At 65.8% G+C, this 24,917-nt stretch carries 24 protein-coding genes; 9 read left to right on the forward strand and 15 right to left on the reverse strand.

Annotation, left to right across the window (positions count from 1 at the left end):
- Positions 1-102 precede the first annotated feature (102 nt).
- From AMD30_RS20695 to AMD30_RS20720, 6 genes are all read right to left on the reverse strand, one after another.
- On the reverse strand, positions 103-1,260 hold the full coding sequence (locus AMD30_RS20695; protein WP_055476933.1) for a DUF475 domain-containing protein: 1,158 nt from the start codon (positions 1,258-1,260) through the stop codon (positions 103-105).
- 145 nt (positions 1,261-1,405) lie between these two features.
- Positions 1,406-1,981: a TerD family protein gene (locus AMD30_RS20700; protein WP_055476934.1), complete on the reverse strand. Its 576-nt coding sequence runs from the start codon at positions 1,979-1,981 to the stop codon at positions 1,406-1,408.
- Positions 1,982-2,175: 194 nt separating this feature from the next.
- A complete protein-coding gene (locus tag AMD30_RS20705) occupies positions 2,176-2,994 on the reverse strand; it encodes an SDR family NAD(P)-dependent oxidoreductase (protein ID WP_055476935.1) in 819 nt (272 codons plus the stop codon).
- Positions 2,995-2,998: 4 nt separating this feature from the next.
- Positions 2,999-3,640 carry a TetR/AcrR family transcriptional regulator gene (locus AMD30_RS20710; RefSeq protein ID WP_010844585.1) on the reverse strand — a complete coding sequence of 214 codons (642 nt, stop codon included), beginning with the start codon at positions 3,638-3,640 and terminating at the stop codon, positions 2,999-3,001.
- A 145-nt stretch (positions 3,641-3,785) separates the two neighbouring features.
- Positions 3,786-4,877 (reverse strand): inositol-3-phosphate synthase, encoded by a 1,092-nt coding sequence (locus AMD30_RS20715; protein WP_010844586.1) that lies wholly within the window; start codon positions 4,875-4,877, stop codon positions 3,786-3,788.
- On the reverse strand, positions 4,870-5,619 hold the full coding sequence (locus AMD30_RS20720; protein ID WP_014928598.1) for a PadR family transcriptional regulator: 750 nt from the start codon (positions 5,617-5,619) through the stop codon (positions 4,870-4,872). Before AMD30_RS20720 ends, AMD30_RS20715 begins: the two co-directional genes overlap by 8 nt.
- A 287-nt stretch (positions 5,620-5,906) precedes the next feature.
- On the opposite strand from AMD30_RS20720, the gene AMD30_RS20725 reads away from it, so the two are divergent.
- The 4 genes from AMD30_RS20725 to AMD30_RS20740 all read left to right on the forward strand — a co-directional run bounded on the left by AMD30_RS20725 (position 5,907) and on the right by AMD30_RS20740 (position 10,849).
- Positions 5,907-6,299 (forward strand): DUF5318 family protein, encoded by a 393-nt coding sequence (locus AMD30_RS20725; RefSeq protein WP_010844588.1) that lies wholly within the window; start codon positions 5,907-5,909, stop codon positions 6,297-6,299.
- A gap of 126 nt (positions 6,300-6,425) precedes the next feature.
- Entirely contained in the window at positions 6,426-8,774 is a 2,349-nt protein-coding gene (locus AMD30_RS20730) for a transglycosylase domain-containing protein (RefSeq protein WP_010844589.1), read from the forward strand.
- The gene (locus tag AMD30_RS20735; RefSeq protein ID WP_055476947.1) at positions 8,734-10,377 is read left to right on the forward strand and encodes a glycosyltransferase family 87 protein; all 1,644 of its coding nucleotides are present in this window, start codon (positions 8,734-8,736) and stop codon (positions 10,375-10,377) included. The genes AMD30_RS20730 and AMD30_RS20735 overlap by 41 nt, the downstream gene beginning before the upstream one ends.
- Positions 10,378-10,441: 64 nt before the next feature.
- Positions 10,442-10,849 carry a hypothetical protein gene (locus AMD30_RS20740; protein ID WP_010844591.1) on the forward strand — a complete coding sequence of 136 codons (408 nt, stop codon included), beginning with the start codon at positions 10,442-10,444 and terminating at the stop codon, positions 10,847-10,849.
- Between the two features lie 8 nt (positions 10,850-10,857).
- On the opposite strand, the gene AMD30_RS20745 is transcribed toward AMD30_RS20740, so the two are convergent.
- Both AMD30_RS20745 and AMD30_RS20750 read right to left on the reverse strand, forming a co-directional pair.
- On the reverse strand, positions 10,858-11,430 hold the full coding sequence (locus AMD30_RS20745; protein ID WP_055476936.1) for a GNAT family N-acetyltransferase: 573 nt from the start codon (positions 11,428-11,430) through the stop codon (positions 10,858-10,860).
- Entirely contained in the window at positions 11,427-12,911 is a 1,485-nt protein-coding gene (locus AMD30_RS20750) for a hypothetical protein (protein ID WP_055476937.1), read from the reverse strand. The genes AMD30_RS20745 and AMD30_RS20750 overlap by 4 nt, the downstream gene beginning before the upstream one ends.
- 167 nt (positions 12,912-13,078) lie before the next feature.
- On the opposite strand from AMD30_RS20750, the gene rpsF reads away from it, so the two are divergent.
- The 4 genes from rpsF (at position 13,079) to rplI (ending at position 14,819) form a co-directional block, all read left to right on the forward strand.
- Positions 13,079-13,360: a 30S ribosomal protein S6 gene (gene rpsF / locus AMD30_RS20755; RefSeq protein ID WP_004020660.1), complete on the forward strand. Its 282-nt coding sequence runs from the start codon at positions 13,079-13,081 to the stop codon at positions 13,358-13,360.
- Positions 13,361-13,475: 115 nt separating this feature from the next.
- Positions 13,476-14,000 (forward strand): single-stranded DNA-binding protein, encoded by a 525-nt coding sequence (locus tag AMD30_RS20760; RefSeq protein WP_004020661.1) that lies wholly within the window; start codon positions 13,476-13,478, stop codon positions 13,998-14,000.
- Positions 14,001-14,086: 86 nt separating this feature from the next.
- Positions 14,087-14,344, forward strand: a complete 258-nt coding sequence (rpsR, locus tag AMD30_RS20765; RefSeq protein WP_004020662.1) for a 30S ribosomal protein S18 — start codon at positions 14,087-14,089, stop codon at positions 14,342-14,344.
- Between the two features lie 19 nt (positions 14,345-14,363).
- Entirely contained in the window at positions 14,364-14,819 is a 456-nt protein-coding gene (gene rplI / locus AMD30_RS20770; RefSeq protein WP_010844594.1) for a 50S ribosomal protein L9, read from the forward strand.
- An 80-nt stretch (positions 14,820-14,899) separates the two neighbouring features.
- Here the strand turns inward: rplI and AMD30_RS20775 are convergent, their stop codons facing one another.
- Complete coding sequence (locus tag AMD30_RS20775) at positions 14,900-15,562, reverse strand: hypothetical protein (protein ID WP_035718221.1); 663 nt, start codon at positions 15,560-15,562, stop codon at positions 14,900-14,902.
- Positions 15,563-16,134: 572 nt separating this feature from the next.
- On the opposite strand from AMD30_RS20775, the gene dnaB reads away from it, so the two are divergent.
- A complete protein-coding gene (dnaB, locus tag AMD30_RS20780) occupies positions 16,135-18,366 on the forward strand; it encodes a replicative DNA helicase (protein WP_014928591.1) in 2,232 nt (743 codons plus the stop codon).
- A 522-nt stretch (positions 18,367-18,888) separates the two neighbouring features.
- Here the strand turns inward: dnaB and AMD30_RS24765 are convergent.
- The 6 genes from AMD30_RS24765 to AMD30_RS20810 all read right to left on the reverse strand — a co-directional run bounded on the left by AMD30_RS24765 (position 18,889) and on the right by AMD30_RS20810 (position 24,584).
- Positions 18,889-19,695, reverse strand: coding sequence for a protein phosphatase 2C domain-containing protein (locus AMD30_RS24765; RefSeq protein ID WP_197282821.1), 807 nt, complete (start codon positions 19,693-19,695; stop codon positions 18,889-18,891).
- A gap of 454 nt (positions 19,696-20,149) precedes the next feature.
- Complete coding sequence (locus AMD30_RS20790; RefSeq protein WP_055476939.1) at positions 20,150-20,818, reverse strand: hypothetical protein; 669 nt, start codon at positions 20,816-20,818, stop codon at positions 20,150-20,152.
- 320 nt (positions 20,819-21,138) lie between these two features.
- Entirely contained in the window at positions 21,139-22,326 is a 1,188-nt protein-coding gene (locus tag AMD30_RS20795) for a hypothetical protein (protein WP_055476940.1), read from the reverse strand.
- Between the two features lie 71 nt (positions 22,327-22,397).
- Positions 22,398-22,961 (reverse strand): hypothetical protein, encoded by a 564-nt coding sequence (locus tag AMD30_RS25140; protein WP_156354352.1) that lies wholly within the window; start codon positions 22,959-22,961, stop codon positions 22,398-22,400.
- Between the two features lie 40 nt (positions 22,962-23,001).
- Positions 23,002-23,658, reverse strand: a complete 657-nt coding sequence (locus AMD30_RS25765; protein ID WP_156354354.1) for a protein DA1 — start codon at positions 23,656-23,658, stop codon at positions 23,002-23,004.
- A complete protein-coding gene (locus AMD30_RS20810; RefSeq protein ID WP_156354356.1) occupies positions 23,658-24,584 on the reverse strand; it encodes a hypothetical protein in 927 nt (308 codons plus the stop codon). The genes AMD30_RS25765 and AMD30_RS20810 overlap by 1 nt, the downstream gene beginning before the upstream one ends.
- Positions 24,585-24,917: the final 333 nt, after the last annotated feature.

A 24,917-nucleotide genomic window follows, 5' to 3' on the forward strand; every position in this document is an offset into this window, starting at 1 on the left:
AAGGGCTTGGCGACTCAGGTCACCGAAACCCTTCGAGGCTCGCTTCGCTCGCACCTCAGGGAGCAGGGGGAGCGCTTCGCTCGCACCTCAGCGAGGATGCGGTCAGATGTTGACCTTCTCCTCTTCCTCGCCTCGCGCGGCGATGCGATTCCGGCGGACGATGCTCGAGATGAGCGCGGCGACGATCAGCGCGACGCCGATCAGGCCGGTGATGACCTCCGGCACGTGGGTGCCGATCGAGTACAGCAGGATGAACGCCAGTGCACCGATGGCCCAGTGGGCACCGTGCTCGAGGTACACGTACTCCGACAGCGTGCCCTTGCGGACGAGGTAGACGGTGAGCGAACGGACGAACATCGCACCGATGAGGCCGAGGCCGAGCGCGATGATGATCGGGTCGGCGGTGATGGCGAACGCACCGATGACTCCGTCGAACGAGAACGACGCGTCGAGCACCTCGAGGTAGAGGAACAGGAAGAACCCTGCCTTGCCGGTGGCCTTCGCGAGGGTCGTCGGTCCGGACCGCCCGTTCGAGTTCTCGACGGCTTCCTTCTCCGCGGCATCGGTGCCCGGCTCGGCAGCCTCGTCGGTCTCTTCGGTCTCCACGTTGAAGTACTCGCCGAGGCCGTTGACCAGGATGTAGGTGATCATGCCGAGCACACCCGCGATCATCACCGTCGACCGTTCTTCGGCCGGGGCGATGTAGGTGGCGGTGAGCACCAGGAGCGTCATCGCGATGACGACCTCGAGCATCTCCAGCTTGCCGATCTTCTCGAGCGGGCGCTCGATCCACGACAGCCAGGTGATCTCCTTCTGCTCGAAGAAGAAGCCCAGGAACAGCATCAGCAGGAACATGCCACCGAAGGCGGCGATCTGCGGATGGGCGTCGGTGATGATCGTCTCGTAGCTCGGGTCGCCGTTCGCGAAGTACGCCGCATCGTTCGGCGGCGGATTCAGGGCGAGGTCGAGCGCGTCGGCGGGGTTGAGGCCGGACGCAAGCCACACGATGACCAGCGGGAACACCAGGCGCATACCGAAGACGGCGATCAGGATGCCGATGGTGAGGAACATCTTCTGCCAGAACTCACTCATCCGGCGGAGGATCGTGGCGTTGATGACCGCGTTGTCGAAGGAGAGCGAGATCTCGAAGACGCCGAGGATCGCCGTCAGGATCAGCGCTTCGACACCGCCATAGAGGAACGCGATGATCAGCGACACGATCGTCACGACGACCGAGAGGCCGAAGATTCTTACTACCACTGGTTTGTGGCCTTTCTAGGGTGCGTGTGGACCAGCCGACCGCATTGTCGGAGAGGAGTGGTGACGCGCGGATGCCGCACCCGTTCTCACAACGGGTGCGGCATCCACGGGCACGTTCAGGCGGACAGCCGGAGTCTACGGAGACTCAGACGTTCACACCGAAATCGCGGGCGATGCCCGCAAGACCCGAGGCGTAGCCCTGGCCGACCGCGCGGAACTTCCACTCCGACCCATGACGGTACAGCTCGCCGAAGACCATCGCGGTTTCGGTGGAGGCATCCTCGCTGAGGTCGTAGCGGGCGATCTCGGCGCCGCCGGCCTGGTTCACGACGCGGATGAACGCATTGCGGACCTGGCCGAAGGACTGCGAGCGTGCGTCGGCGTCGTAGATCGACACGGGGAAGATGATGGAGTCGATCTCCGGCGGCACGCCCGCGAGGTCGACCTTGATGACCTCGTCGTCGCCCTCGCCCTCACCGGTCAGGTTGTCACCGAGGTGCTCGATGGAACCGTCGGGGGAGCGGAGGTTGTTGAAGAAGATGAAGTGCTGATCGGACACGACCTTCTTGCTGGAATTCAGCGCGATGGCGCTCGCATCCAGGTCGAAGTCGGTGCCGGTCGTGGTCCGGATGTCCCAGCCGAGGCCGACGGAGACCGCAGTCAGGCCCGGAGCCTCCTTGCTGAGGGAAACGTTTCCGCCCTTGCTCAGGCTCACGCCCATGGTTTGCGCCTTTCTGTTGGTACGAGGTCTCGTGATGTCCGATGTGCCCGATACCGGGCCACTCGGAGCAATCGACAACACTCTATGTGAAGGGTCTGGCGCGGTCACTGATTTGGTCGGATGACCTGCGGTTTCCGTCGAGCGGGGGTTGCGCGGGCGGACGGTGCCCCGCACATCCGGGGCACTGAGGACGATCACACGGTGGTGGCGCCCAGTGCCCTCATGTCGGCGACCATCGGCTGGTGCGAGAGCAGGCCGGCGTCGACCTTGATCTCTTGCCCGTTGATTCCGGCGGCGTCGTCGGAGGCGAGGAAGACGAAGACCTTGGCCTGCTGCTCGGGCGTCGGCATCTCGGGGTTGAGGTTCTGCCTGCGGAAGATGTCCTTGATCTGATCGGGCAGCTGCTGCGCGGGAGGCGAACTCGTCGTCCCCGGGCTGACGGCGTTGCAGCGCACGCCTTCTCGGCCGTACTGGGTGGCGAGGAACTTGGTGAGCGCGATGACGCCCGCCTTGGAGGCGCCGTATCCGCTGAGGCTGGTGTCGCCCGCGGACCCATGGGTGGACGCGGTGCTGACGATCGCTCCGCCGGCCTTACGCAGGTACGGCAGGGTGTGCTTGCTCAGGAGCATGACGCTGCGGAGGTTGACCGCCATGACGTTGTCCCACGCCTCCACCGTCATCTCGGCGACCTCGGTGTCGTCCGGGGGGAAGATCCCGGCGATGTTCATGACGATCGTCGGTTCGCCGAGTTCCGCGACGGTGGTCCTCACGAGTTGCTCGATCTGCTCCTCGGATCGGACGTCGGTCTCGACCGCGATCGCCACGGTGGACCCGGCGCTCTCGTTCAGCCGGTCGGCGAGCCGCTTCGCGCCGCCGATGTTGGTGTCGGCAAGCGCGACCTTCGCTCCGCTGGCGACGAGTTCGGTCGCGGTGGCTCCACCGATGTTGAGGCCGCCCGGTTCGACGAACGTCGCACCCGTCACGATCGCTGTCTTGCCTTCGAGATTCGGCATGTTGCTACCTTCCTTCTTTGGATGGGGTCTCGTTCGTTCCGGCCGTCAGCCACGCGGGGAAACACAGCACGAGCTGACCGATCACCTGCGCCTGCGACATTCGGGGCTGCGCATCGTCGAGCCAGCGCTCGATGACTCCGAGTACGCCACGGGCCAGGAAGCGTGCCAGTACCGCGGTGTCGACCTCGGCGGGTCGGGTGGTCATCCGCGTGATCGCCGCGGCGGTGAGGTCCTCGAACGCTGCCGCGATCTGCCGACCGGCCCCGGCCGGTGCGTGTGGTCCGAGTAGTGGGGCGTAGACCGACCGGCGCGCACCGAGGAATCGCACCAACTCCGTCATGGCACTGCGGCTCGCCTCGAGACCGTCGACCGCGAACCGGCCGCGCATCACACCATCGGCGTCGCTGAGGGCGGCGAACAGATCCCGCAGCATGTACACCGCGAGGTCGTCGGGCGACTCGAAATGCTTGTAGAACACCGACCGGTGCACCCCGGCGGCCTCGGTCAGGGCCGCGACCGTGACCGGGCCCGAGCCGGCGATCCGGGCGAACGCGTCGACCAGCTTCTCTCTCGTGCGTACGGCACGCGGGTCGTCGCTGTTGACGACAGTGCGATCACCGGCGGCTGGCTGCGACGAGGTGGACATCACCTTCCGAAAGTAGCACTAAGCGACATGTGTCGACGAAGTCTTCGGTGTACTGGGCGCAGCGCGGATGTGGAACAGCACAGAAAACAGCAGCGGCGCTTCCTGATCAGATCAGGAAGCGCCGCTGGGATGTGTTCTACGAGGCTCAGGCCTCGATGATGAACTCCTCGAGCTGGGTGCGCGCGACGTCGTCGGCGAGCTGCTTGGGCGGGGACTTCATCAGGTAGGCCGAGGCCGGGATGACGGGTCCGCCGATGCCGCGGTCCTTGGCGATCTTGGCGGCGCGGACGGCGTCGATGATGATGCCGGCCGAGTTGGGGGAGTCCCAGACCTCGAGCTTGTACTCAAGGTTGAGCGGCACGTCACCGAAGGCGCGGCCTTCGAGGCGGACGTAGGCCCACTTGCGGTCGTCGAGCCAGGCGACGTGGTCCGACGGTCCGATGTGGACGTTCTTGTCCTCGACCTTGCCGGCGAGCGAACCGGTCAGGTTGGAGGTCACGGCCTGGGTCTTGGAGACCTTCTTCGACTCCAGGCGCTCGCGCTCGAGCATGTTCTTGAAGTCCATGTTGCCGCCGACGTTGAGCTGGTAGGTGCGGTCGAGCGTGACGCCGCGATCCTCGAACAGCTTCGCCATCACGCGGTGGGTGATGGTGGCACCGACCTGGCTCTTGATGTCGTCGCCGACGATCGGGACACCGGCGTCGGCGAACTTCTGGGCCCACTCGGGGTCGGAGGCGATGAACACCGGCAGTGCGTTGACGAAGGCGACGCCCGCGTCGATGCAGCACTGCGCGTAGAACTTGTCGGCCTGCTCCGAGCCGACCGGGAGGTAGCTGACGAGGACGTCGACCTCGTTGTCCTTCAACGTCTGGACGATGTCGACGCCGGAGCCGTCCGCCTCGGTGATGGTCTCGAGGTAGTACTTGCCAAGACCGTCGAGGGTGTGACCGCGCTGAACGGTGACGCCGGTCGGCGGCACGTCGGCGATCTTGATGGTGTTGTTCTCGCTGGCGAAGATCGCGTCGGAGAGGTCGAAGCCGACCTTCTTGGCGTCGACGTCGAACGCGGCGACGAACTCGACGTCGCGGACGTGGTAGGGGCCGAACTTCACGTGCATGAGGCCGGGAACGCTGGCGTTCTCGTCGGCGTCCTTGTAGTACTGCACGCCCTGCACCAGGGATGAAGCGCAGTTTCCTACGCCCACAATGGCAACGCGCACCTTATTGGGCTCACCCATGGTCGGGTTCTCCTTCTTCTCGCGGCATCGCAGTCGTTCGCTGCGCAACCGGTGTTTTCAGTTGCTCGGGTTCGTCCCGGCTCGGCGTCGAGTCCGGGTCTTGATATTCGTCATCGGCTCGTCCGGTGGAGGCATTGGGCCGCCCCGAATCGAACTGTGACCGTTCGCTGTCGGCGAGGTCGTCGTCGAACTGCGTGTCGAACGGATTCGGCGCCCCGTCCTGCTGGGAGCTCTCGGCTGCGATCAGCTCGTTGAGCCAGCGGACTTCGCGTTCGCTGGACTCGAGGCTCAGCTGATGTAGCTGACGGGTGTACCGGTCGACGGCCCGGTTGGACCGTCCGACGATCTCCCGCAATCCCTCCCGACGCTCCTCGACCTGCCGGCGACGGCCCTCGAGGATGCGCATACGCGCAACCGCGGGGGTGCGGCTGAAGAACGCCAGGTGCACCCCGAAGCCGTCGTCGGTGTAGTTCTGGGGACCGGTGTCGGCGACCAGCTCGGCAAACCGTTCCCGGCCTGCGTCGGTGAGCTGGTAGACGCGCCGGCCACGCCGCACCTTGGCGCCCAGGGGCGTCTCGGGTTCGTCGATGAGGCCGTCGGCCTGCATGCGGCGCAGCGTCGGGTAGAGCGATCCGTACGAGAACGCACGGAAGGCACCGAGCAGTCCGGTGAGCCGCTTGCGCAGCTCGTACCCGTGCATGGGGGATTCGAGAAGTAGTCCGAGAATGGCCAGCTCGAGCACTTCGCCACCCCCTTCACGGTTCTGCCGATGATCTGTCACTTTCTCCTCGGACTTGATGTACCGGCACGCTCTGACGCGCCGACACCTCGTTCCGATGTAGTTCCCAATGTATCGCACCGATATAACTGGTGTCCACGAGTGGTCGGTCAGGGGAAGGACTGGTGTCGGGGCGGCGTCCGGACGGCGTGATGCATGTCTCCGACGGGCGGACGCGGTTGATTTCCGCGGCGGTCACGCGGGACCCCGTCGCGCCGACGCCCCGGCAGAGACCACGTACCCTGAAAACCGTGCAACGCCAGATCGTCGACTACGCCCTGCAGCGGCGCGCTCGGCTGTCCTCGGTCCATGCGGGCCGGACCGCCGTTGCCGAGGTCTGCGACGCGAGTCCGTACCTCCTGCGCGCGGCGAAGTTCCATGGTCGGCCCAGCACCACGATGTGCCCGATCTGCCGAAAAGAGCAGGTCACCCTCGTGTCATGGGTGTTCGGCGAACGACTCGGTCAGGTCAGCGGTTCGGCGCGCAGCAACGAAGAGATCGCCCGGCTCGCGACAACCGCCGAAGAGTTCTCGGTACATGTCGTCGAGGTGTGCCGGACCTGTAGTTGGAACCATCTGGTCCAGTCGTACGTTGCCGGGCTGCCGCCGCAGTCCACGCGTCGCTCTCGACGCGTGGCCAAGTAGCGCGCCGGCCTGCGGGTTTTTGCCCGGGGCGGTTGCCTGCTGTCACAGTGGAGCGGCACGAGGCCAGAGAAGTCGAACGAGATCGACGGGCGAGGACGTCCGCTCGATCCGGTAGGAAGGTGGACGATGAGCGAGGCACGCGGTTCTTCGCCCACGCCCCGACGCACCGGCATCCGTCCCGGTCCGGGCGGTGGCGGTCAGAACGGAAGCGACACGGCAACCCGGCACCGGCGGTTCGCGTGGGCGCTCGGGATCGTGGGCGCCGTCGTCCCGGCGATCGTGCTCGTGCTCATCGTCGCGTTCGCGTTCACCTACTTCACCGCCGAGATCCCGGAACCCGACGTGAGCCAGAAGGCCACCATCGTCGACACGTCCGGTCGCACACTGGCCGACATCACCTCACCCGACGGCAACCGCACGGTCGTCCCCTTCGACGAGATCCCCGAGACGATGAAGCAGGCGATCGTCGCCGCGGAGGACCGCGAGTTCTGGACCAACAACGGTTTCTCGCCCCGCGGCCTCTCCCGTGCCGCGATAGGGCAGATCACCGGCAACCAGACGGCCGGCGGCGGTTCGACCATCACGCAGCAATACGTCAAGAACGCGATCGTCGGTGACGAGCGCAGCTTCGATCGCAAGTTCAAGGAACTCGCGATCGCCGCGAAGATGAACGACCGTCATGGCTGGTCCAAAGAGAAGGTTCTCGAGGCCTACCTCAACACGATCTACTTCGGCCGCGGCGCGTACGGCATCGCCGTCGCCACGCAGAAGTACTTCAACAAGTCGATCACCGACAAGCGCCGCGCCGAGCGCAACCCGCTGACCTTCGAGGAGGCGGCCCTGCTCTCGGCGGTCATCCGGGCACCGTCGTATTACGACCCCGATTCCAACCGCGAGGTCACCGAGTCCCGCTGGCGCTATGTACTGGAAGGCATGGTCGCCACCGGCGCCATCACCCAGCAGCAGGCCGACAACGCGGTGTTCCCGAAGACGATCAAGGCGCGCGTCACCGAATCCGACGAGACGCCCGGCCCCAACGGACTGATCAAGCGTCAGGTGCTCGGCGAGCTCGACCGTATCGGCATCACCGACAAGCAACTGCGCACCGGCGGCCTGAAGATCAGCACGACGATCGATCCGCAGGTGCAGAACGCGGCGGTGCAGTCGGCGTGCCGCAAGAACCGGATCTACAAGTGCCCGGAGGGCGAGCTCAACGGCGAGCCCGACGACGTGCTCGCGTCGGTGGTGTCGATCGACCCACAGACCGGCGGCGTCCGCGGGTACTACGGCGGCGACAACCCGTCCGGCTGGGACCTCGCCCAGGCCGGGCTGCAGACCGGGTCGTCGTTCAAGGTGTTCGCACTCGTCGCGGCCCTCGAACAGGACATCCCGCTGTCGAAGACCTACAGCTCGGCGCCGTTCCAGGCCAGCGGTGGCCTGACGGTCGAGAACTCCGACGGCGAGAGCTGCGGCACCTGCAACCTCGCCACGGCGATGAAGATGTCGCTCAACACGGTGTACTACCGCCTGATGATGGACCTCGACGGTGGAGCGCGAGCCGTCGCCGACGCCGCGCACCGTGCGGGTGTCGCCGAGTCCTTCGGCAACATCGAGCGGACCCTGCAGGAGGCGAACGGGCAGCCCGAGGGCGGCGTGGTCCTCGGCCAGTACCAGTCGCGGGTCATCGACATGGCCTCGGCGTACGCGACGCTCGCGGCGTCGGGCGTCTACCACGAGCCGTACTTCGTCCAGAAGGTCGTCGACTCCGAGGGGCAGGTCCTCTACGAGCGCAAGACCGAGGGCAAGCGCGTCTTCCCCGAGAAGGTCGCCGACACCGTGACCGCGGCGCTCGAGCCGATCGCGGCGTACTCCAACGGCAACTCGCTCTACGACTCGTCCCTCGGTTCGCGACCGTCCGCCGCCAAGACCGGCACCGTCCAGCTCGGCGACACCGGGCAGAACAAGGACGCCTGGATGGTCGGGTACACCCCGCAGCTGTCGACCGCGGTGTGGGTCGGCACCAACGACGGCACGGCCCTGACCAACTACAACGGCGCCTCGATCTACGGCAGCGGCCTGCCGGCGTCGATCTGGAAGTCGGCGATGGACGCCGCGCTCGAGGGCAAGGAGATCAAGCAGTTCCCCGAGGCCGACGAGCCCATCGGCGGCGAGACCGGAATCCCGTACGAGGCGCCGGCCACCACCGAGGCGCCGACGCGGACGCGTGGACCCTCGGTGCCGACCTTCGACATCCCCGACCAGGCCGGTGACGGCAACCTCACCCTCGCTCCGGGAGTGACGATCCCGATCCCGGGCGCTCCGCGGAACGGCGGCGGTGGCGGCGGCGGAAACAGCCCGGACGGCGGCGGGCTGGCCCCCGCCGACCCAGGCGGTGGCGACGGCGGCGATTCCGGCGGCGGGGTACCCGGCGGCGGTGACGGAGGCGGAGGAGTCCCTGAACCGCCCATCGGCTGACCCGGACCCGGCTGCCGACTCCGCGGCGAGCGGCTCCGACCCCGTCTGGGACAGCCCTGCACCCATCGCGAGTGATCTGCGTGTCGACGACGCGCGCGTCCTCCCCACGCGCACGGACGGTCTGGTGCGTGAGGCGAGTTCGCTGGTCGGTGGACCGGTGGGGACGCACGCCGTCATCGGCCGGGCCCGGCATCTGACACCGCTGCGCGTGCTCTTCGCGCTGGCGTTGTGCGGACTGGCGCTCGGGTGGTTCGGCAAGGCCGCGTGCCTGCAACAGGCGCCTGCCGACGGCGGTACGGCCGCGGGCGCCGAGATGCGGCTGGACTGGGACGATCAGCGTCAGTTCACCAACCTCTGCTACTCCGACGTGATCACCTTGTTCGGTGCGGAGCGGCTCAACCGGGGCGCGTTGCCCTACCGCGACTTCTGGTTCCAGGAGGACTCCGACGGGCAGACCATCAAGCGGTACATGGAGTACCCGGTCCTCACCGGGATGTTCATGTACGGCGCGGCCCAGCTGACCCAGGGGTGGCTCTGGGCGGAGACCAACTGGGGTGTACCCGGCGCACTCGACGTCGTCCTGTTCTTCGCCATCGTCGCGTTGGGACTGACGGCGTTCTGGCTGGTGACCATCTGGGCGACGGCCCTCACCGCACGACACCGCATGTGGTCGGTGTGGCTGGTCGCGTTGTCCCCGCTCGTCTTCGTGCACGCGTTCACCAACTTCGACGCGATCGCCACCGCAGCAGTGGCGGCGGCGCTGCTGGCCTGGTCGAGGGAGCGGTTCTGGCTGGCAGGTGTGCTCATCGGGCTCGGTACCGCCGCCAAGCTGTATCCCGCCCTTCTGCTGGTGGTGCTGGGTGTGCTGTGCCTGCGGACCGGGAAGGTCCGCGAGTTCGGGGTCGCGGCTGCGACGGCGATCGGCGCGTGGCTGGCGGTGAACCTGCCGATCCTGATCCCGTACCCGTCCGGTTGGTGGGAGTTCTTCCGGTTCAACGGTGACCGGTCAGCGGACCCGGACACGATCTACCGGGTCGTTGCCGACGCCGCTGGTTTCACATGGAACATCGGCTATCTGAATGCGCTGTCGGTGGGCCTGACGGTCGTCGTGATCGCCGCGGTGGCCGCGGTCGGTGTCCTGGCGCCGTACCGGCCCCGGGTGGCCCAGCTCGCATTCCTCGCCGTGGCCGGCTTCCTGCTGGTGAACAAGGTGTGGAGTCCCCAGTACTCGTTGTGGCTGGTTCCGCTTGCGGTGCTTGCCATTCCGCACACTCGCCTGCTGCTGGCCTGGATGGCCGTCGACGCGCTCATCTGGGTGCCCCGGATGAGTCTGTTCCTCGACGCCGAGCGCCGGTGGCTCCCCGATCAGTGGTTCACCGCCGCTGTCGTGCTCCGTGGACTGATGGTGGTGGTTCTCTGCGCCGTCGTTCTCTGGCAGATCTGGCATCCGCGCGACGACCTGGTCCGCCACGGAAACGACGGCAGGTGGTACGACGACCCGGCCGGCGGCGTCCTCGACGGTGCTCCCGACCGGCTCGGACGACGGTCGAGAGCGACCCGGACGGCGGAGGACCCGCGGGAGCCGGTGCCGGCGGCCGGATAGCGGTCGCGCTTCACGGGAGCCGTACCGACGATTGGGCGAGGGTTTCGGTGGGTATTGACGGGTCATGTCGGATACCGCACCTCATATCTCGGACGACACCGCGGAAGCGGTCGGCAAGGTGGGGGAGGCGCTGGAGTACATCGAGCGCGCCCGCGGCCACCTGTACTCATTCCATCAACTCATCGGACGCGGGGACCTGCTGCTCGGCGAGGCCGTCGACGAGTTGCGCGAGGCGGGCCACGCCGGGTTCGCCGATGAACTGTCCACCGAACTGGTCGGACGCAACGTGCTCGAAGGTCGCTGGACGTTCCAGATCGTCGAAGAATTCGATGACACCTACTGGGGTCCGCTGCGGGAGTACGTCGACCGGGTGCGAGCCGATCTGACCGATGGTCAGCGGCACGTTCACGAGGCGCGCTTGAAAGAAGATCGACGCACCCACGGGCATCCGAAGCACACCGAGAAGCCCTGAGCCGGCGGTCAGGCGGTGATCCGCTGCAGCAGGCGATCTCTGGCCGACGGCCAATCGTCATCGGTCATCGCGTACAGGGCGGTCGTGCGCCAGCCGTCGCCGAATCGGCGGTGCTTGCGCAGCAGACCCTCGAAGGTCGCACCCAGCTTGGTGATCGCGGCGCGCGACTGAGCGTTGAGCTCATGGGTGTGCCAGGTGAGGCGGACGGCGCCGCAGTCCTCGAACGCGTGGCGCATCAGCAGGAACTTGGCGGTGGGGTTCACCGCGGTCCCCTGGACGCGTTCGCTGTAGAAGGTGTAGCCGATGCACGCGGATCGGTTGGCCTCGTCGATGTCGTAGAAGCTCGTCGACCCGACGACGCTGCCGTCGGTGTTGTCGACCACCGCGAAAGCCACTCGCGACCGAAGAGCGGACTCGACGTACCGGCGTGCACTGTCCTCGTCGGTCGGCACCCCGGGTGCCCATCGGAAACGGGTGGGGTCACCGATCAACCCGGCGAGCGCGCCGACATCATCGAGGCCGATCGGACGTAACGTGACCCGGTCACCCACCAGGGGGCCGGTCGCCAGCCACGAAGTCACGGGGACCCTTTCGCCACGGCTTCTCGTCGCGGGTCGAGGATCACCCCGGTGGCGGCGGGATCAGTCCCATCTCGCGCACTTCCGGCCACACGGGAGGCCAGCGGCTCACGAAGCGGGGTGCCGACGAGGGTCACGATCAGATAGACGAGCAGGACGGCGTGCACCCACACCGAACCCGCGACGCCGGTGACGATCCACCACGGCAGCGGATCGCCGGCATCCCGGATCGGGAACAACCGGAAGATCGTCAGATCGAGAGCGAGGTCGGTGAGCAGGTACGCCAGGATCACCGGCCAGCGCACCTTCATCAGGACGAAGAACGGCAGTATCCAGAGCGTGTACTGCGGGGAGTGCACCTTGTGGAACAGCATGAAACCGGCCAGCATCGCGCCGCTCACGGCGATCCACGGGAAGGTGCCGACGCGTTCGAAGCGGCGCCACCCGAGGTACATCGCGACCGCGAACGAGGTGAGGATCAGCAGCGGCGACATCACGCTGACGATGGAGTGGTACGTGTCGGTGGTCCCGGTGACATACCGCAGACCCCAGTACCAGATGGAATTGGTGTCGACGTCGGCCCGGCGACGGCCCTGGAAGGACAGCGCGGCCTTCCACCCGTCGAATCCGAGGACCATGAACGGCAATTGGATCGCGGCCACCGTCACGACGGCGGCGCCCGCAACCCAGCCGGCGCCCGTCCAGTCGAGGCCGCCTCCGGCGTCACGTCGTCCCGCAACCGCGCGTGCGCCGCCGGCGCCGCGCGTGAGAACGTATGCGGCCAGCGGTAACACGAAGATCCCCGGGTAGAGCTTGAGACAGAAGCCGACCGCGAGCAGAACAGCCGCGACCACCGCGCACGTCCGAAGCGGCAGTCGTCGCCGGCCTGTTCCGGGCTGGACGGACGCGCCCCAGGCCATCACGGCGACTGCCCCGACGGCGGTCGCGACGACCGGCAGCTCCCAGTTGTGGAAGGAGTACAGCACCAACGGGGGCGTCGCGGCCCAGAGCAGCGCCCACCATCGGACCATCAGGGCGAGCAACACGGTGATCGCGACCCCGAACGGCGCCAGCAGGAGCGCGGAGTGGGTGAAGAACTCGGTGTCGGTGTCGGCGCCGATCGCACCGAAGAACATGAGGACGCCGGAGAGCACCGGGTACTCGACGACACCGCCGAACAACGTTCCGTCGGAAGCGATTCCGCCGTGGATGTAGGGAAAGACGTGGGTGTTGATGTCGCGGCCGAGCCAGAGGTACATCAGGTCCGAGTAGCAGGGGATCACCGCATCCGGATCCCCGACCGGCCAGTTGCCGCTGCGCCCGAACGCGTCGAACGGTGGGCCCCCGCACCGGAGCTTGGCCCGGAAACTCCAGAACATCGTGACCGTGGTCGCGAGCACCGACACGACAACGATCAGGGCCGTCTCACCACGGCCGGACAGCCGTGCGGACCATCGACCCGGGGTTGTCCGCCGTTCCGACATGGCCAACAGCGTAGGTGGTCGGGCAGTGCGCCGCCGAAGCGACCCGCGGCCTCGGATTTCTCTGCGAACGGGCAGGTCATGTATCTTGGACCGGTTGCCGACGCAGGCGACCCTCCTGCCACGGACAGTCCGTGGCCGACCTAGCCCATAGGAGGTGATGTGGTCTTATGCGTCACTACGAATTGATGGTCATCCTCGATCCGAATCTGGACGAGCGCACCGTCGCACCCTCACTCGATACGTTCCTCAATGTTGTCCGCAAGGATGGCGGTTCGGTGGACGGCGTCGACATCTGGGGCAAGCGCCGTCTTGCCTACGAGATCCTCAAGCACAACGAGGGCATCTACGCCGTCATCGATCTCAACGCCGAGCCCGCCACGGTCACCGAGCTCGATCGTCAGCTGAAGCTGAACGAGTCGGTTCTGCGCACCAAGGTCCTGCGGAAGTAATCCACAGGCTTTCTTGATCGTCTGAACACGTCGGTACCGGGTTCTAGGGTTGGACCCAGAACACCCGGTGCATGTCGATCAGCGAGTGCCCACCAACGACCCAAGGGGAACACACATGGCAGGCGACACGGTCATCACCGTCATCGGCAATCTCACCGCCGACCCGGAACTGCGGTTCACGCCGTCCGGGGCAGCGGTTGCCAATTTCACGGTGGCTTCCACTCCGCGCACTTTCGATCGTCAGACCAACGAGTGGAAGGACGGCGAAGCGCTGTTCCTCCGCTGCAACATCTGGCGTGACGCCGCGGAGAATGTGACCGAAAGCCTGACCAAGGGTTCCCGGGTGATCGTGCAGGGACGGCTCAAGCAGCGGTCCTACGAAACCAAAGAGGGCGAACGACGCACGGTCGTGGAACTCGAGGTCGACGAGATCGGCCCCTCACTGCGGTACGCCACCGCCAAGGTCAACCGCGCCTCGCGCGGTGGCGGCGGTGGTGGCGGATTCGGGTCCGGCGGTGGCGGCGGTAGCCGCGGCGGCGGGAACTCGAACCAGCAGGTTGCCGACGATCCCTGGGGCAGCGCGCCTGCCAGCAACAGCGGGGGATCGTTCGGTGGCGGGGACGACGAACCACCTTTCTGATATCGCTCGGGGCATGATCGACCCGCCCCGAACAGCCCGGGAACGGCAGTGACCGTCCCCGAAGCATTGACTGGAGCAACACACACATGGCAAAGGCAAAGCCGAGCCGGAAGCCTCGCGTCGAGAAGGTCACCAAGACCAAGGCGTGCAGCTTCTGCAAGGACAAGAAGGCCGTCATCGACTACAAGGACACCGCGCTGCTGCGTCGTTTCCTGTCCGACCGGGGCAAGATCCGGTCGCGTCGCGTGACCGGCAACTGCGTGCAGCATCAGCGCGACGTCGCTGTGGCAGTGAAGAACTCGCGTGAGGTGGCCCTGCTGCCCTTCACCTCGACCAGCCGATAAGCGGAAAGGATCAGTTGACATGAAGCTCATCCTCACCGCCGCCGTGGAGAACCTCGGCGAAGCCGGCGACATCGTCGTGGTCAAGGACGGCTACGGCCGCAACTACCTGCTGCCCCGCGGCCTGGCCATCAAGGCCACCCGTGGAGCCGAGAAGCAGGTCGAGGGCATCCGCCGTTCGCAGGAAGCCCGCGAGGTCCGCGGTCTCGAGCACGCCAACGAGCTGAAGCAGGCCCTCGAGGGCCTCGCCGATGTCTCGCTGGACGTCAAGACCCACGACTCGGGCAAGCTCTTCGGTTCGGTCACCGCGGCTGACGTCGCCGGTGCCATCAAGACCGCAGGCGGCCCGACCGTCGACAAGCGCAGCGTCGAGCTGCCCAAGGGACACATCAAGGCAACCGGCAGCTACCCGGTCATCGTCAACCTGCACCCGCAGGTCTCGGCGACCGTACAGCTCGCCGTCGTCGCCGCGAGCTGACCTCAGCGTTACGACCAAAGGCCGGGTGGAGATCCTCCACCCGGCCTTTGTCGTGGCTGCCTGACCGAATGATCGAAGCCCTACTTCGGGGCCGGTGGATTCGCCGGCAGCTGGTTCCAGTACTGCAGCCGCGGCGGAAGGTATTGCGGTGCCGGGTTGGCGCTGTGGTCGACGGCGTTGTTGCCGGGGCCCAGGGTGTCCCACGACGGGAAGAAGAACTTGTGCCAGGCCGGGGTGAAGATCAGCGCGCGGTCGCCGGTACGGCAGGCCACGGCGTCGCGGCGGGGGACGGTGCACGTGACGCCTTCGATGGTGACCCGTTTGCCGACGCCGAGGACCGGTGGTCGGAACCCGCTCTTCGGACCGAATCGATAGGTCTGATCCGTGCGCGCCCACCACGGACCCTGCTGGTCGTCGGAGATGACCGCGCCCGACGCGGTGGGCGGTGCGGTCGCGGGACGGCCCGCACAACCGACGTAGCGGTAGCCGGGACCGACCTGGCACACCCACCGGCCGGTGGTGAAGAACGACCGGCCGTTGTCGACGTAGGCCAGCGAGCGGAACGTCGTGGGGTTGACGGGTTGGTAGCGCGAGAGATCGAACTCGACGGGCATCGTGGGCCCGGGCGCGGCGAGAGCCGATGGGGCCGTCGTCAGTCCGGCGGCAGCGGTCAGGGCGGCCAGCACGGTGACCACGCGGCGGATGACGACCGACCTCAACCCCAACCTCGACACGCTCGACATTGCACCACAACCGACGGCGTGCCGTCGGCGATCGAAGGTAAGTCGCGCGACTGATGACGCCCGCGACCTCGTCTGGCCAGGTGTAACGCAGACCACACCAGATGTTCACCCGAATATTCGCCACCAGGAGTTGAACAGGCGTCCGCAACACGCCCGCAAGGCGACGCGCCGAAGAAGCCCCAACGATTTCCAAATCGTTGATTGTGGAAATTAGCGAAGACGCTGACCTGCGAGAACTGTGTTGTTCACACCCGAATTCCTCAGGTTGTCCACAAAGGGTGCACAACGCGTCCCCCGGCCACTCACACACGCTCCACAAGTGATCCCCAGATTCGTCAACAGGTCGGTTTGAGTCGCGGTCGTGGAGGTCCTAGTGTCACGCCTCAGCGTCTCCGTCCGTCTCGGCGCACACGACAGTCCGACTGTCGGTGCCACCCGATAGGAAGAGACAGACCGAAACACGACGTCGACACCGGGGACTCGCGACGTGGCCTACCGGGGCCGACACCAGACTCAAGGTCGTACTCATTCGATGTCGGGTGGGATCGAACGTTGCGAGAGGTTTGACACGCGTGGCTGTTGTGGATGACCGCGGGCGCGGCCCCGCCGCCGGAGGGCGAGGACGGGGAGACGACGAGATCCCCGCCGAGGACTTCGGCAGGCAGCCCCCGCAGGACCTGGCCGCCGAGCAGTCGGTGCTCGGTGGCATGTTGCTGTCCAAGGACGCGGTTGCCGACGTCGTCGAGAAGATCCGCACCGGTGACTTCTATCGTCCTGCCCATCAGGCGGTGTTCGAGGCGATCCTCACCCTGTACTCGAAGGGCGAGCCCGCCGACGCGGTGACGGTCGCCGCGGAACTCGAGCGGGCGGGCGAACTCAAACGGATCGGCGGGGCGCCGTATCTGCACACCCTGATCTCGACGGTGCCCACCGCCGCCAACGCCGGCTACTACGCCGAGATCGTGGCGGAGAAGGCGCTGCTGCGCCGGCTCGTGGAAGCCGGCACACGCATCGTCCAGTACGGCTACGCCGGCGCCGACGGCCAGGACGTCGCCGAGGTGGTCGACCGTGCCCAGGCCGAGGTGTACGAGGTCACCGAGAAGCGCACCGCCGAGGACTACGTCGCCCTCGAAGATCTCCTGCAGCCGACGATGGATGAGATCGACTCGATCGCGTCGCGGGGCGGCATCTCGCTGGGGGTCCCCACCGGCTTCGCCGACTTCGACAAGCTCACCAACGGCCTGCACCCCGGGCAGATGATCATCGTCGCGGCCCGTCCGGGTGTCGGCAAGGCGCTGGCGCTCGACACCCCGCTGCCGACGCCCACGGGGTGGACCACGATGGGCAAGGTCGGCGTCGGCGATCACCTCCTCGATGCGCACGGCCGGCCCACTCGGGTCGTCGCCGCTACCGAGGTGATGACCGAACGGCCTTGCTACGAAATAGAATTCAACGACGGCGCGACGATCGTCGCCGACGAGCAGCATCAGTGGGCGGCCGAGATCGACGGCAAACGCCGGGTGGTCACCACGGCCGGCCTGCGGACGCATGTCGGCGGCGCGGTCGTGCGAAACACCGCGCCGCTCGAGTTGCCGCGCAAGCGATTCGCCTACGGCCCGTACACGGTGGCGGCGCTGGCCGGCATGGCCTTCGACGATCCCGAGATCAGCATGCGGATCGACGCGGAGGGCCCTGTCGACGTCATGACGCTGATGGCCGACCTCGGCGGGCGTATCCCGTACGAGTACCTACGGGGTTCGATCGCGCAGCGCCGTGCCCTCCTCGCAGGTCTGCTGGATGCCCGTGCCTCCGTCGACGACGACGGCTGGATCACCGTGCCGGCCGCCACCCGGCACATGACGGCCGTCGTCGCCGACCTCGTGGCCGGACTCGGGTTCAACTACAAGCGGTCGGCAACGGGTTGGTTGCGCGTCGACGCCGACGACGACGTGTTCACCGTGCACCACAAGGCGATCCGTCACAAGGAGCTGCGCAGGCGGGCCGGGGTTCGACGCGTCGTCGCCGTTCGTCCGGTCGACCCGGTCCCGGTGCGTTGCGTCCAGGTCGACAACGCCGAACACCTGTATCTGGCGGGCGAGGCGATGGTCCCGACCCACAATTCGACCCTGGCGATGGACTTCCTGCGATCGGCCGCGATCGGCCACGGCCTCACCGCCGCCATGTTCTCGCTGGAGATGAGCAAGACCGAGATCGTCATGCGTCTGTTGTCGGCGGAGGCGAAGATCAAGCTGGCCGACATGCGTGCCGGCACCATGAGCGACGACGACTGGACTCGTCTCGCACGCCGTATGGGTGAGATCTCGGAGGCGCCGTTCTTCATCGACGACTCACCCAATCTCACGATGATGGAGATCCGCGCCAAAGCGCGCCGTCTCAAGCAGCGCCACGATCTGAAAGTCGTTGCGGTGGACTACATGCAGCTGATGACGTCGGGCAAGAAGGTCGAGTCGCGCCAGCAGGAGGTGTCGGAGTTCTCCCGTCAGCTGAAGCTGCTGGCCAAGGAACTCGAGGTCCCCGTGATCGCGATCAGCCAGCTCAACCGTGGCCCCGAGCAACGTACGGACAAGAAGCCCCAGGTGTCGGATCTCCGTGAGTCGGGATCGCTGGAGCAGGACGCCGACATGGTCATCCTGCTCCACCGCCCCGACTCGATCGAGCGCGACGACCCGCGCGCGGGCGAGGCCGACATCATCGTCGGCAAGCACCGTAACGGCCCGACCGCCACCATTACCGTTGCACACCAGCTACATCTGTCGAGGTTCGTGGACATGGCGCGGGGGTAGGGAATTGAGGCTCACGCAGCACTCCTCACCCACGAGATTGGCGTTGAGGCGCGCGTCGATTCGCCGCATCGGCACGAGTACTTCCCTCGCGGCGCCTTGTAACGCTGAAAAATGGTGCCGTGCCCGCATGTTCCGGTCCACGGGGCGTCGGGGTCAAACGTTGCCTCACTGGTGCGGTTGCCCGAGCCGCCGAGTTCGATGGCCTTGGCGCGCCACGTCGCATTGTGGCCGTGTCCAGAGCCCACGAGGGCATGCGCCACCTCGTGGGCGACGGTATCCATGAACTGGTGCTCCGAGTTTCGTAGGGCCGTGTTCGTCGAGCATCATGGTCGCCCACGTGTGAGCTTCGTAGAGGTGCATGTTGGAATGGCCGTCCGCTAGGAACATCAGGTGACAGCAACTCAGATATGGAGAACACTCATGAAGCAGTCGTTGGTGGACGTTGCGACACGGGCGATCTCGCGGCTGCATCTTCCCGTGGCTGAATCACATGCGGGGAAAGCGGCGACGGGTTGGGCCGGTTCAAGCATCGACGTCGTCTTTCAGTGCCCGCGAGCCGTCGACACCCGCGGCCACTGATTGGGGGTTCCACAATGCGACCACGGTCTTGTCGTCGTGGTACGCGTTGAAAGAGAGGTCCACAAGGAATGGGAGCAGGTCACGTGCGCCAGAGCCCCACCGGGAGGCGAGATCGATCCCGAGTGGTCCGGAGCCATCGCCGAGCGGTGTAGTGAAGCCGTCGCTCGCGAGGACCAGCACAGCTCCGGCGGGGACTGTGAGTCCGAACGACACATATTCTGAAGCTCGATCGGGCACCCAGCTTCGCACCACGTTGCTCGGCCCGTCTTCGGTGGGCGTGAGGTAAGTCCACTTGGCGTTCGCCGGCTCGAGGACGACTGCAGGTGAGTCACCGACGAAGTGGATGATCACGTGACGGCTGCCGTCATCTTGGGGATTGCGCTCGACTGCCGCGACCGTCAGAGTGGCCGAGAGCGAATTCGAAGGAACATTGAGGGTTTCCGCGAGTTCGCGGCCCGCATCAGCGGCAGCTGTGAGAACTCCAGCGCCTTCCGCTGGGGAAACTTCGCCTGACTCGATCGCGGTGACGATCGCTTCGACCGCAGTTGCAGATCCATGATGAGAGTGTTCGCACGACCCAATGCCGTCGGAGACGATCAGGACCACCCACTCATCGTCGGTAGCGAACGCGAAGGCGTCTTGCCGCGGTCCGCCGAAAAGCTCATGGGCAGTGCCGCGGAATGAGACGCCGCGCACTTCGAGCGTGTCCACCCGCAGCTTCGCAGCGATGATGTCCGAAGGTACAAGCATTTGAGTAGCGGTCCTCAAGGATCGTGAAGTTGCCATGTCAGAGCTGGCGGCGTCTGCTTGGCGAGCGGTGACAGCAGTCGGCTACGCATCGGCGGGAGTGCCTCGACCGTCGCGCAATGCGGATGCCGGGGCACTGATAGCCAGACTGGCGGTCACATTGTCTGCTCGTCTCTTGGCACGTGGCGACGCGTCGCAATAGACAGCGCTCGAGCGGTCGATTCGGATGCCGTTCTAGCCAGAGGGCGGAGTTGTAGTTGTGGAGTCCGCTCGGCCGCACAGTCATTGGTCGCCAACGATCCAGTTGATACTCCGACCACGAGTGGGGAGGTTGGCGACGGACCGCGCGGATATATCGTGGACGCGCGGCCGGAAACTGGCCTCAGCCCGTGAGCCCGCGTACGCGAGCAGTTCTGTGTTCGGGGCGAATGCTTCCCGCAGGCTCGACAGGTCGCCATCAGGGGTTCCGCTGGTAGTTCACGAGGGTGGCCCCCGTTGCGCGGATCGCGGCTTCCCAAAACCGATGGACACCGGTCAGTTGCTCGCCGGACATATCGCTGGTGCCTTGGCCAATGCCGACTCCGTACATGTGGACCTGCGTGCCGGTAAGGTCGCAGAGTTGGCCATCGGCCTTCAACTGGTCGACGTACTCTGTGATCTTGGCATCGTCGAGCGGGAGCATTTCCAGTCGGTAGGGCGCGTGGTTGTTGATGCCGTCGGTATCGATGATCAGGGTTGACGGCGTGTTGCCAGCGAGAAGATCGTGGGCGACGCACAGGACTCCGATGATGTCGGTGCCGCCACGCTGCTCTGGTGCGCTGAGGATCGCGTTGTCGGCCTTTTTCACGACCCGGTCGATCTCGTTCTTTACGATCGTGCTGTCGGTGGATTCGTTGCCCGTGAAGTCGAGGCGGCTCAGCTGCGTGGATACCGGTGTGACTGTGCTGGTACGTGTTTCACCCGACACCAGTGCGATGTTGAGATCGGCACGGGTGTCGGCAGCACAATCCTCGGCTTGTCGTGGGAGCCATTGGCGGTAGGCGTCGGTCATGGTGCTTGCACTCCACTGCGCGTCGACGGCGATGACGCAGCCTGCCCGCGGAACGCCGGGGTCCACCTTGGCCATGTGTGTCATGACGGAGAAGCCAAGTCCGAGCACCACGAGAGTGGCCGCTGCAAGTAGCCACGGCTTCCTGTTGCTTCGGGGAGGAGGTGCAGTACGACGTATTGGCGTGCCACGTCGGCGCCCGGGGGTTGGGCGGGATGCCGTGGTGGCAGACCGGGGTCTCTGCGTGTAGCGGTTCGATGTGGCCATCGGCTCACTTCCTGTGTGGTCGCATTTTCACGACGGTTGGGTTCGTGACTGGACAGGCGGGCGCACATCTTTTCTGGGTGACAAAAGGCAGGGTTCGCCCGTAGGCGAACCCGGCCCTTAACAACTGCGCCTCAGAGTGGGAGCATGAACCCGTTCACCCACTCTGTGGTGTCGTCGGGGTCGGACTCCGCCGGGGGCACGAACGTCGGCAGCGGGAGGATCAGGAGCATCGATGCGGATTCGTCGTGCCCGGCGGCGATGAGTGCCTGCCCGAGGTCGTTGCGGTAGGCAAGGTCGGCGGCGGCGTAGTCTGCCGCCAGTTGTGCGCGGTGCTCGGTCAACCATGCGCTGACGTGGAACTCGTTCAGCGACTCTGCCCAGGCGGTCGCGTCGCCCAGATCGTCATCACGCATCTCGCGATCAGAGCGAAGCTGCGTCAGGTGCGCTTCAGTATTGGCGAGTTCCTTCACCCGTGGATTGTCGTGCCGCCACCCGTGGGTCATTGCGGCCAACTGAACGAGACCCTGAACTGCCGCGTAAAGGCATCCGCCGAAGGCCGCTTCCTGCCACGAGGTCACTTCGTCGTTGCGGGCGAGTAGTCGGATCGCTACGACGGCTATCAGTGCCAGGACCGCGAAGACAGCGAAACCGAGCGCCTTCCAGCCGAGGGTGCGTCGGACCCGGACGGGCCCTTCGTACGCGAGCCAGCGGTGGAGGAGGCCGCCGAACTGCCAAGACGAGTAGCCGATCGCGCCAACGGCAAACGCCGCGAAACACCACGCTTTCCAATCCTGAGTCGTGAAGATCTCGCCGATCACTGGCTGGAGAGTGATGGTCTCCAATCCTGCGCCGAGCGTCATCCCTGCAATGAGGAGACCATCCACCGCGCCTGGCCCCTGCGGGAATCGGCGGTCCTGTTCGTCGAGTTGTTCGCGCTGGCTCTCGACGTCATTCTGAGCGGCTGCGATCTCGCGATCGAGGCGGTCGCAATCTTCCCGTAGGTCGAGACGTCGGGCCGAGGCCGTCTCGTGCAGGGACGGGAGCAGGGCACGCTGCCGGTTGCCCCATTTGGTGCATTCACGCATGTCGGCGTCAAAGAGTTTGACGGCAGACTCTTCAAAGGGCAGTGGTCTCGAGGGGAAACCGGGCTGCGGGATGGCCAGCCGGGCATTCTCGGCGACGTCGGCATCCCAGTCGATGTCGGCCAAACGCGGCGCTGGTGGCGGGTCGATGCCGTCGGGACGGCCGTCGGTGTCGGTATCTTCGTCAGGTAGACCAAGGTCGTCGTTACTGCGATGTCGGTTGAACAAGGCCATCATGGTCGGCCTATCTGGGTGTGGTTCATGTCAGTAACGGCGTCGTGGTCGGTGCGAAGGTGACAGGAGTCGGCCTACGCGAAAGGGTCAGGCGGGATGGACGTGATCTCCGCTGGGACCGTGAGTTCTGTCGCCTCGATGGCGAGCCGACGGTCTCGGTGGCGTTCGTTCTCGGCACGCCAGATCGCATCGCATTCGTAGGCACGCTGGGTGATCGTCTCGACGAGTTGCAGGAACTGATCGCACACGAGGATGCGCTCGCCAGCGAGTGCCCGGTCCCTCTCCATCAGCATCGGGAGTGCGGCCGCCTGACGCGGGTCGGACGCGGCCTGGGCGTGAACCTCGTGCAGGTGTCGCCTCGTGTTCGTGCGGCGCTTGTTCAACGCGTCGAGCGCATCAAGGAAGGAGAGTCGTTTGGAGCGTAACTCTGTCTTCCAGGCGGACAGGAGGAGGGCGCGCGCGGTTGCCGGTCCAGCAGTGGTTCGGGGCTCGTTTCGGCGGCCGCCTTCGGCGCCGATCTTCGTCCAGTAGTGGTCGTCGAACCGGTCAACTTCAGTTGGATTTGGTGAGCTCATGTTGCTTTGGTCTCCGTCGGTTGGCGTTGGCGATCGTTGTGCAGCTTGCACTTTCGTCAGCACTGACCGGCAGATGCGCGGTGACACGAAACGGTGCGGTTGGTCACTCCGGCTGACCCGTCTTGAGCACCCGGTCGAGTACGCGGTGGACGCCGTGGCGGCGGGCCAGACGGACGAGGCGACGCATCTGCTCGCCGTATGCCGGGTGAGGGTTGGCCCACACATCGTTAAGGACCTCTTGGCGGGTGCCGCGGTTGGTCAGCCAGACCACCGCAACGAGTTCGCACAGCCCCTCCTCAACGTATGGGTGCACCGCAGGTCCGCCCCGAAGGTGTAGCAGGGCGTGAGTGTGCTCGTGAGCGATTACGTGCCCGAATCGGGTCGGCCCAAGGCCAGACTTGATCTCGATCCGGGCCGACCTCGATCGCGTGGTCCCGCCGGACGACTTGACACAGCGGCCCTCCTCGGGTCCCGGCATCCCTGGTACCAGGCCGACGGGAACATCGGGGAGGCCGATCTGAAGTCCGCGCAAGTCCTGGAGGACTGCGGTCGCACGCGTCATCGCGTCGCGCTCCGACACCACGATCTGCTGTTGCTCTTCGCACGCTGGGGTGAGGTGAGCCGTGCGGCAGTGAGGGCACCATGGGTGGGACGAGCACAAGGCGTCGCCGGTTGATGACCGCAGGTAGCTACCCTGACCTGTCCGCCCGCAAAGCGCGCACCGTATGCGGCTGGGCACCAACAAAGTCCGACCTGCCATCACGCGACCTTCCGCTTCTTGAGGCCGCGGTGTAACTGGTGAAGCGCAGGCAACCAGTCGGCCGCGCTGGGGCGGATGCTCACCTGTTTCAGGCCGGCACCGAGTAAATCGGCAGCATCGCGGGTTACCGGCGGGTACGCAGGCACCTGAATGTTCTGTGTTGTATCCGCGATCGGGCCCTCGTAGCGGAAGAACAGTCGGAGGAAGGCGACCGCCAGCTTGTATTCGTCGCGCTCCCGGCCTTCGACACCCGGCCACGGACAATTCCACAATGGTGTCTGTGCCTCTTTCAGCGCCCGCGGCTGGCCGGTGACTTCGGCTGCGTCGCAATCGATCAACAGGACGCTGGGAGAGTTGCCGCTTGTCCACAACACATTGCTCGCCGACAGATCGCCGTAGACGACTCCGTTGCGATGGAAGACGTCGAACACCGTCGCGATCTGGGCCATCATCATCACCGCGGCAAGCGGCGACGCTGGTTGCAGTCCCACGAATCGTGCCGCGTCCATCATGAACGCCCACGACAGGTCACGAGGCAACTCATCACCCTCCACCATGTGCCAATACTCGTTCGGAGCGCGGTTCATCAGGATGCCGAAGGTGCCGTCCTCGCAATCGACAACTTCCAGCGGCCATGCCGTGTGCTTGTCGACGATCGCAATATCCTTCTGCGACAGGCGCTTGCGCCAGTCGACGAGCGCGGCCAGGCCCGCATCGTCGACATCAATTCCTGTCCGATACCGCTTCAGCAATTGCCCAGGGTCAGAAGTGACCTCATAGACGTCACCTTGGCCGCCGCTGCCGAGCAGCGCGCCGATCTCGATATTCGACAACTCGATCATGTCGCGGAAGGCGAGGCGTGTGTCGAGCCAGGTGACAGGAGACGTCGGCTCCCGGATGCCAGGTCCGTCGGTTGAAGATGCCACTCCGCGAGGAAAGGCCCCGATGAGCAGCGCCCCCGGTCCGATGTCACCACGTCGAGCCGAGACAGGTAAGTCTCGTTCCACTGAGCCCAACTTGGGTTGACCGCAGCACGTCGTTCGAAGTGCAGAGCACGAAAGTACTGCTGCTCGGAGAGTGCGTGACCACGTTCCTCGGGAGTGCGCACGGGCAATGTCAGGTCCGCGGTGAGGTTTATTCGAGTGGCAGCCGTGCGTGCCTTGGGCGGTACATATCCGCGGGCGACGTGGATGCCGTGCGCCTGCAGCATTTCAACATTGTCATAGACAACTCCGGTCTCAAGTAGTGCCCCATAGGGT

The sequence above is a fragment of the Gordonia sp. HS-NH1 genome (assembly GCF_001418765.1).
In the GTDB taxonomy this organism is placed as follows: domain Bacteria; phylum Actinomycetota; class Actinomycetes; order Mycobacteriales; family Mycobacteriaceae; genus Gordonia.